Origin of the sequence: Inquilinus limosus MP06 (assembly GCF_000767795.1) — a bacterium.
Lineage (GTDB): Bacteria > Pseudomonadota > Alphaproteobacteria > DSM-16000 > Inquilinaceae > Inquilinus > Inquilinus limosus_E.
Genome location: NZ_JANX01001022.1, coordinates 1 through 1,126 on the forward strand (window position 1 = coordinate 1; position 1,126 = coordinate 1,126).

Genomic DNA, 1,126 nt, shown 5'->3' on the forward strand with positions numbered 1-1,126 from the left:
CGGCGTCCGCAGGATCCGCGACTGGATCACCGCCGGCGACATCTACCAGGCCAACCTGACCCAGCGCTTCCTGGCCGACCTGCCGGACGGGCTCGACCCCTTCACGCTGCATCGCCGCCTGCGCGCCCTGTCGCCCGCGCCCTTCGCCGCCTTCCTCGACCTGGGCGAGGGGCGGTGGATCGCCAGCGCCTCGCCGGAGCGGTTCCTGGCGGTCGACCCGGCCGGGCGGGTCGAGACCCGGCCGATCAAGGGCACCCGGCCTCGCGGGGTCGATGCGGCGGCGGATGCGGTCCTGGCTGTGGAGCTGCAGGCCAGCACGAAAGACCGGGCCGAGAACCTGATGATCGTCGACCTGCTGCGCAACGACCTGTCGAAGGTCTGCGCCGTCGGCAGCGTGCGGGTGCCGGCGCTGTGCGGGCTGGAGACCTTCCCCCGGGTGCATCATCTGGTCTCGGTGGTGGAGGGGCGGCTGGCGCCGGGCCGCGGCGCGGTCGACCTGCTGCGCGCCTGCTTCCCCGGCGGCTCGATCACCGGCGCGCCGAAGATCCGGGCCATGGAGATCATCCGCGCGCTGGAGCCGGCGCGGCGCGGGCCCTATTGCGGCTCGGTCGTCCATCTCGGCTTCGACGGGTCGATGGATTCCAGCATCATCATCCGCACGCTGTGCGGGGCGCAGGGGCAGGTCGCCGCCCAGGCCGGCGGCGGCATCGTCTACGATTCCGATCCGGACGCCGAGTATGACGAGGCCATGGTGAAGGTGCGGCCGCTGCTGCAGGCCCTGGCGGAGCCGCCTGATGCCCTGGCTGAACGGGCAGCTGATATCGGCCGAGGCGGCACGGATCGATCCGGCCGATCGCGGCTTCACCCTCGGCGACGGGCTGTTCGAGACCATCCGGGTCCGCGACGGCGCCGCGGTCTGGCTGGACCGGCACCTGGCGCGCCTGGCCGAAGGCCGCGCGGTGCTCGGCATCCCGGCGCGCTTCGACGACGCCGTCCTGGCCGAGGCCTGCGCGGCGGTGATCGCGGCCGAAGGGATCGAGGCCGGCGCGCTGCGCCTGACCGTCAGCCGCGGCGTCGGGCCTCGCGGCGTGCTGCCGCCAGCCTCTCCCGTGCCGACCGTGCTGAT

At 73.9% G+C, this 1,126-nt stretch carries 1 protein-coding gene; it reads left to right on the forward strand.

The window, feature by feature from the left end; all coding sequences use genetic code 11:
* The coding region (locus P409_RS37545) for an anthranilate synthase component I family protein (RefSeq protein ID WP_430515688.1) at nucleotides 1-1,126 on the forward strand (1,126 nt) is incomplete at both ends.